Origin of the sequence: Moraxella equi (assembly GCF_002027555.1) — a bacterium.
Taxonomy (GTDB): Bacteria; Pseudomonadota; Gammaproteobacteria; order Pseudomonadales; family Moraxellaceae; genus Moraxella; species Moraxella equi.
The window spans coordinates 1-5,320 of the sequence record NZ_MXAP01000155.1; the positions used below are offsets into that span (position 1 = coordinate 1).

Sequence of the window (5,320 nt, forward strand, 5' to 3'; positions counted from 1 at the left end):
TGAAAAACAAGATTTAGCCATTTTCCATGCAAAAATTGGTTGAAATCGTTAAATTTTATTAAATTGTATAAAATGTTATCAATGTTCAACACGCCCTAAGCAATCCGAAGTATAATACCCTACTTTGGTAGTTCTTGTAAAGGGTAAATATGAGTTTTCTTACAGAATTTTTTCAATTTTTGGCAAAAAAATGAGCATTAAATTTAAAAAATCTAACTATTTTTAAAAATTAATTGATAATCTAAATACGCCACATTACCATAACATGCACAACTTGTAGAGCAAAATAACTCAAAATCACCAAAAACGCCCCAATCGGCTTAGCCAACATAAAAATCAGGGCAAAACCCATCAGCGTGATAAACCATTTTATCATCTGCCCCAGATACATGTTGAGCATGATAACACGCCCTGCTCTCGCCCCTGTCGTACGGTAGGCAATGAGTGTAAACGCAGACTGGGCGATGTAGCCAAGCAGTCCGCCCGATGCCATGCTTTTGGTGGCGTGAGCAACGCCCAACGTTTCAAGGATAAAACCTATGCCAATGAGTATCAATACCGCCCATGCTTGACGAAATTGCAAGCGGTACACACGGGCTTGCTGATGACGCTGGGCAGGCTTGCTCATGATGCTCTCAAAAACACAGTGAAAAAATCGTAAGGTTCTGTATTATAAAAAGTTTTTAAAAAACTTACAAGATTTTATCAGCATTTTTTCATCAGTAAAAAGTGATAATATCATTTATTTTTATGATAAATATAGAATGAAGCTTTTGTCAGCTTTATCGGTTTTAGGAAAATAAAATACGCCTTTGGTTGTAGCAGGTTTGATAGATGTCATTTATAGACAAAAAGGCAATGCTTACCACATCGCCTTTATATACGCCCTATCCGCCAATTTATTTTTGGTCGATACACGCATAAATCTCATTGACGGTCGCCTGCCACACGTCCACAAAATCGGTGCCGTCTGACATGTCTTCTTGTTTGATAAGCGTGCCGACATTGCCGAGCTTGTTTTTAATGCCGTCCGAAATCGCCCCTTGCGACAGTAGGCACATATAAGGCGATGGGCGGTTATTATTTAAAATGCGAAATTGGCTGGCTTTGGGCGACAGATGATGGTCGGGGGTCAATGCCCCTGCAAAACGTAGATTTGCCGAGCGTTCAAGGTAGGCGAATGAATCGTGATACGCCCAATACGCCCGCTTATGCTCTTTTGGTACCTGTGCCACCGCCTTATCCATGGCCTGATGAAACGCCTTGACGTTATCGGCATACAACCCCTTATGCTCGGGGTTGGCATGTGAATGCACCACCGCCAATGCTCGCACAATGGCTTTGGCGTTCTCTGGGTCTAGCCAAATGTGTGGGTCAAAGGTGTCGGCTCGGGGCGTGCCATCAAGCTGCCTCATAGGCAGACGATAAAACGCCTTCATCTTAAATAGCGAAATGGCATTGGGGGCGTTCTCTAAGGTCTTAACGAGATTTTGTTCAAGCTCATGCCCAAACCACACCACATAATCGCTGTCGCCCACGAGCTTGACTTTGCTTGGCGAGAGACTACCATGATGACCAACATCGCCTGTGGATAGTAGCATTTGGGCAGGTTCCGCTCCCTGTGTTACTGCATTGGACAAAAGTAACAATGGATAATTACTCACCGTTACCGTGCCTGCATGGACGGTCGCAGACAGCAGGGTAGGCAAGGCAAATAGGCTTAGTTTGGTAAAGGGGAATTTAGAAAATAACATGACAACCTTTTTAATAAATTTATTTAAAAAATGCAAAAAATGGCACAAAACTTGCATAAATTTGCGGTAATGTCTTGTAAGATTATATCATATATCATGGGCTTTTGTTATAATGTATCTAAATTAAGATGAAACAAGCATTTTTCGTAAAAATTACCAACACAAACACCGCCCATTTGATGATATGTTATATCAATGGCATTCATCAGTCATTTTAAAATTGTCCAACTATTTTTATGGTAAAATAACGTATATTTTAAATGTAATTTTTATAATTTTGAACAACCAAAAGAGCCTATCATGACCGACCACGCCTGCCAATGCGACCACCACCATAATGTCCACGAACATCAAGACCCCAAACAACGTATGCTCGATGCCAAAGCCCACTGTGAAGCTCGGGGCGTGCGTTTTACGCCCTTGCGTGAAGAAGTGTACGGACTGATTTTGGAAGCGGACAAACCACTTGGGGCGTATGACCTTATCAGTGCCTTGCAGTCTGCTCGCCACTCATCAGGGGCAAAAAACAAGAACATCGCCCCACCGACCATTTATCGTTCGTTAGAATTTTTGCTTGCCGAAGGGTTGATTCATCAGTTAAGCTCCATGAACGCTTATGTGCCATGTTGCCACCCACGCTCCAAGCACGCCGCCGCCTTTTTGATTTGCCAAAAATGCCAAAGCGTTGAAGAATGCTCTAACGTGCCTGTGGACACTATTGTCAATTTTGCCAAAGATGACGCAGGGTTTGACATAGAACGCACGGTCATTGAACTAAAAGGCGTGTGCCGTGCCTGTCACTAACACAGTCGCTAATACAGACGAGCTGTTTCGCTTAGATAAAGTCAGCTTTCATGTCGGTCGAAACAAGATTTTAACCGACATATCGCTTAGCTTATCCAAAGGTGAAATGGTCAGTCTTATCGGCCCAAACGGGGCAGGCAAATCCACGCTGGTCAAGCTCATTTTGGGCTTAAACAAACCCACGTCAGGCGACATCATCAAGCACAACAGCGTGATAAGTTACGTCCCCCAAAAGTTTAGCGTGCCAAGCATCTTACCGCTCCGTGTCAAAGATTTGCTCGTCCAAGCGAACACCAAACGCCTAACGCCTGATGAGCGTGATTTTGTCCTACAAAAGTTATCGCTTGCCCCCTTGCTTGACCGCCAAATACACCACCTATCAGGGGGCGAGACTCAGCGTGTCCTTATGGCAAGAGCATTGCTTGACAAGCCCGACCTGCTTATCTTAGACGAACCCATGCAAGGGCTAGACCCCGATAGCGAAGAGCTACTTTATGACTTTATAGACAGTATGCCCCCGTTTTTGGCGTGTGCCATGCTCGTTGTGTCGCACGATTTGCACTGGGTCATGAAAGGCACTCGGCGTGTGGTTTGCCTAAAAAAACACATCTGCTGTCAAGGCGTGCCGTCCGACATCGCTCATCTGCCTGAATTTGTGGCACTCTTTGGACAATACCAAGCCCACCACCAAACCCCCTATATCCACCACCACGACCATTGTCAGCACACCCATTAAATACCCATTAGAAAAGTTATGAACGATTGGCTACCGATTATCGCCCCTGCTTGGATAGCAGGTTCACTGCTCGCCCTACTGTCCGCCCCACTTGGCTGTTTGGTGCTGTGGCGACGCATGGCGTTTTTTGCCGATACGCTCGCTCATGGGGCTCTGCTTGGCGTAGCGATTGGGGCGTGGCTGTCCATCCCTGCCGACATGGGTGTGGGTGTGGTGAGCATAGGCGTGGTCATCACGCTTATGTTTTTGCAAGACAAGCGACTGCCAAGCGATGCCACGCTGTCGGTACTTGCCGTGTCGCTGTTGTGTTTGGGGCTTTTAACGCTCACCCAGCTTACCCAGCAACAAGCCAACGTGCTAGGCTTTTTGTTTGGTAGCTTACTTGACATGGATTGGGGCGATTTGCCCCGTTTGGCGGTTATGGTTGGGGCAGGGGTTATCTTTTTGGTGTGGATTTGGCAAAAACAGGTCAAACTTGCCACATCAGAAGCCCTAGCGTCTATCGCAGGCATCAATCCTAAGACCGAACAGCTCTTTTTTATGGGGCTTCTGGCGGGGTTTTGTGCCGTTGCCATTCAAGCGGTTGGCAGTCTGCTCATCACAGGGCTACTTATCCTACCTGCTCTTATCGCTCGCCTGCTCGCTCACTCGCCCACACAAATGGTCATCTTTGCCATGATAATCGCCCAAATCGCCGTAACCACAGGCGTGTGGGGAAGCGTGTGGCTTGACGTACAAACAGGGCTTGCCATTGTCATGACATTGGCGGTGGGGTTTTTGGGGGTGTTTGGGGTGGGAAAGGTGTTGGGTAAGTCGTAAATTGGTAAATTACCCTTTTAAATTGAAATTGAAATTGAAACCTGTTTGACATTCTTTATTTATCATGTTTTAAAAGGTATTGTAAGGGCAAATCACATTTGCCCTATGGTGCTTAAACAAATAATATTTAAACAAATGGCAATCTGCCCCACCCATTTACATTTAACCATATTTTAAACCACTCCACCATGACCTACCCCACCCACCTATCCACTCCGTCTGATTTTGTCATCGCTCAAATCAGCGATTTACATTTATCCACGCACGTCCCTACCAATACTGATAAATTTTTAAAAGTGCTGGATTTTGCCTTAACCTTTAAGCCAAACTTACTATTACTCACAGGCGATTTGGTCAATGACGGTCATTTACCCCTTTATGATTGGCTGTTTGCTGCATTGGATAAAACAAATACCCCCTATCTGTGCTTGGCGGGCAATCATGACGTAACACATGAGATAGGGCATGATTTACCTTTTGACAAACGCACATTTCTCCCCATTGCCAAAGATGACAGGCTTATTGACACCCACCGCCTTATCATAGACTTGCCCCACGCCACTTGGCAACTTTTAGCGGTCAATTCTGCCCTACATGGTCATATTTACGGGCGACTTGATGATGCCCAGCTTGCCTTTTTAAAGACTCATCTAAATCACGCCATGCCCACCCTTATCGCCCTGCACCACCACCCTACCCCTATCGGCTCGGCATGGATAGATGAGCATATGTTGCAAAATGGCGATGAATTTTGGGCGATACTAAACGCTCACACCACCAATACCGCCCATCGCCCCCATGTTCTCTGTGGACACGTTCATCAGGCACATATCTTGCAACAAAATGGCGGAACGCTCTATACCTGCCCTGCCACGTCTCGTCAATTTGCCCCTCACCGAGATGAATTTGGTATTGATGATGTGGCGAGTGGTTTTCGTTTGCTACAATTACATAACAATCGTACGCTAGACACATGGGTCAAAAGGCTGGATAATAGCGGGTTTTAAAAAAAGCGCTGTTAATTGATCATACTTTTAGATAGACTTGTAGGGGCAAATCACATTTGCCCTATGATAACGTGTTGATTTTTGGGCGAATATGATTCACCCCTATGCCCTAATACTTAAATTTTTTATGGATTTGGGGCGTGTTGAACATTGATAACATTTTATTGAATTTGATAAAAATTACCCCACTCTCAACTAAC

At 45.2% G+C, this 5,320-nt stretch carries 6 protein-coding genes; 4 read left to right on the forward strand and 2 right to left on the reverse strand.

What is annotated here, in order from left to right:
* Positions 1-241 precede the first annotated feature (241 nt).
* The gene (locus tag B5J93_RS12400) at positions 242-628 is read right to left on the reverse strand and encodes an ATP synthase subunit I (RefSeq protein ID WP_079326656.1); all 387 of its coding nucleotides are present in this window, start codon (positions 626-628) and stop codon (positions 242-244) included.
* A 271-nt stretch (positions 629-899) separates the two neighbouring features.
* Positions 900-1,754 carry a metal ABC transporter substrate-binding protein gene (locus tag B5J93_RS12405; RefSeq protein WP_079326661.1) on the reverse strand — a complete coding sequence of 285 codons (855 nt, stop codon included), beginning with the start codon at positions 1,752-1,754 and terminating at the stop codon, positions 900-902.
* Positions 1,755-2,054: 300 nt separating this feature from the next.
* On the opposite strand from B5J93_RS12405, the gene B5J93_RS12410 reads away from it, so the two are divergent.
* From B5J93_RS12410 to B5J93_RS12425, 4 genes are all read left to right on the forward strand, one after another.
* Positions 2,055-2,558, forward strand: a complete 504-nt coding sequence (locus tag B5J93_RS12410) for a Fur family transcriptional regulator (protein ID WP_079326657.1) — start codon at positions 2,055-2,057, stop codon at positions 2,556-2,558.
* Positions 2,545-3,294 (forward strand): metal ABC transporter ATP-binding protein, encoded by a 750-nt coding sequence (locus tag B5J93_RS12415; protein ID WP_079326658.1) that lies wholly within the window; start codon positions 2,545-2,547, stop codon positions 3,292-3,294. The genes B5J93_RS12410 and B5J93_RS12415 overlap by 14 nt, the downstream gene beginning before the upstream one ends.
* Before the next feature lie 18 nt (positions 3,295-3,312).
* Complete coding sequence (locus tag B5J93_RS12420) at positions 3,313-4,113, forward strand: metal ABC transporter permease (RefSeq protein ID WP_079326659.1); 801 nt, start codon at positions 3,313-3,315, stop codon at positions 4,111-4,113.
* 188 nt (positions 4,114-4,301) lie between these two features.
* Complete coding sequence (locus tag B5J93_RS12425; protein ID WP_079326660.1) at positions 4,302-5,120, forward strand: metallophosphoesterase; 819 nt, start codon at positions 4,302-4,304, stop codon at positions 5,118-5,120.
* The last annotated feature ends 200 nt before the right edge of the window (positions 5,121-5,320 follow it).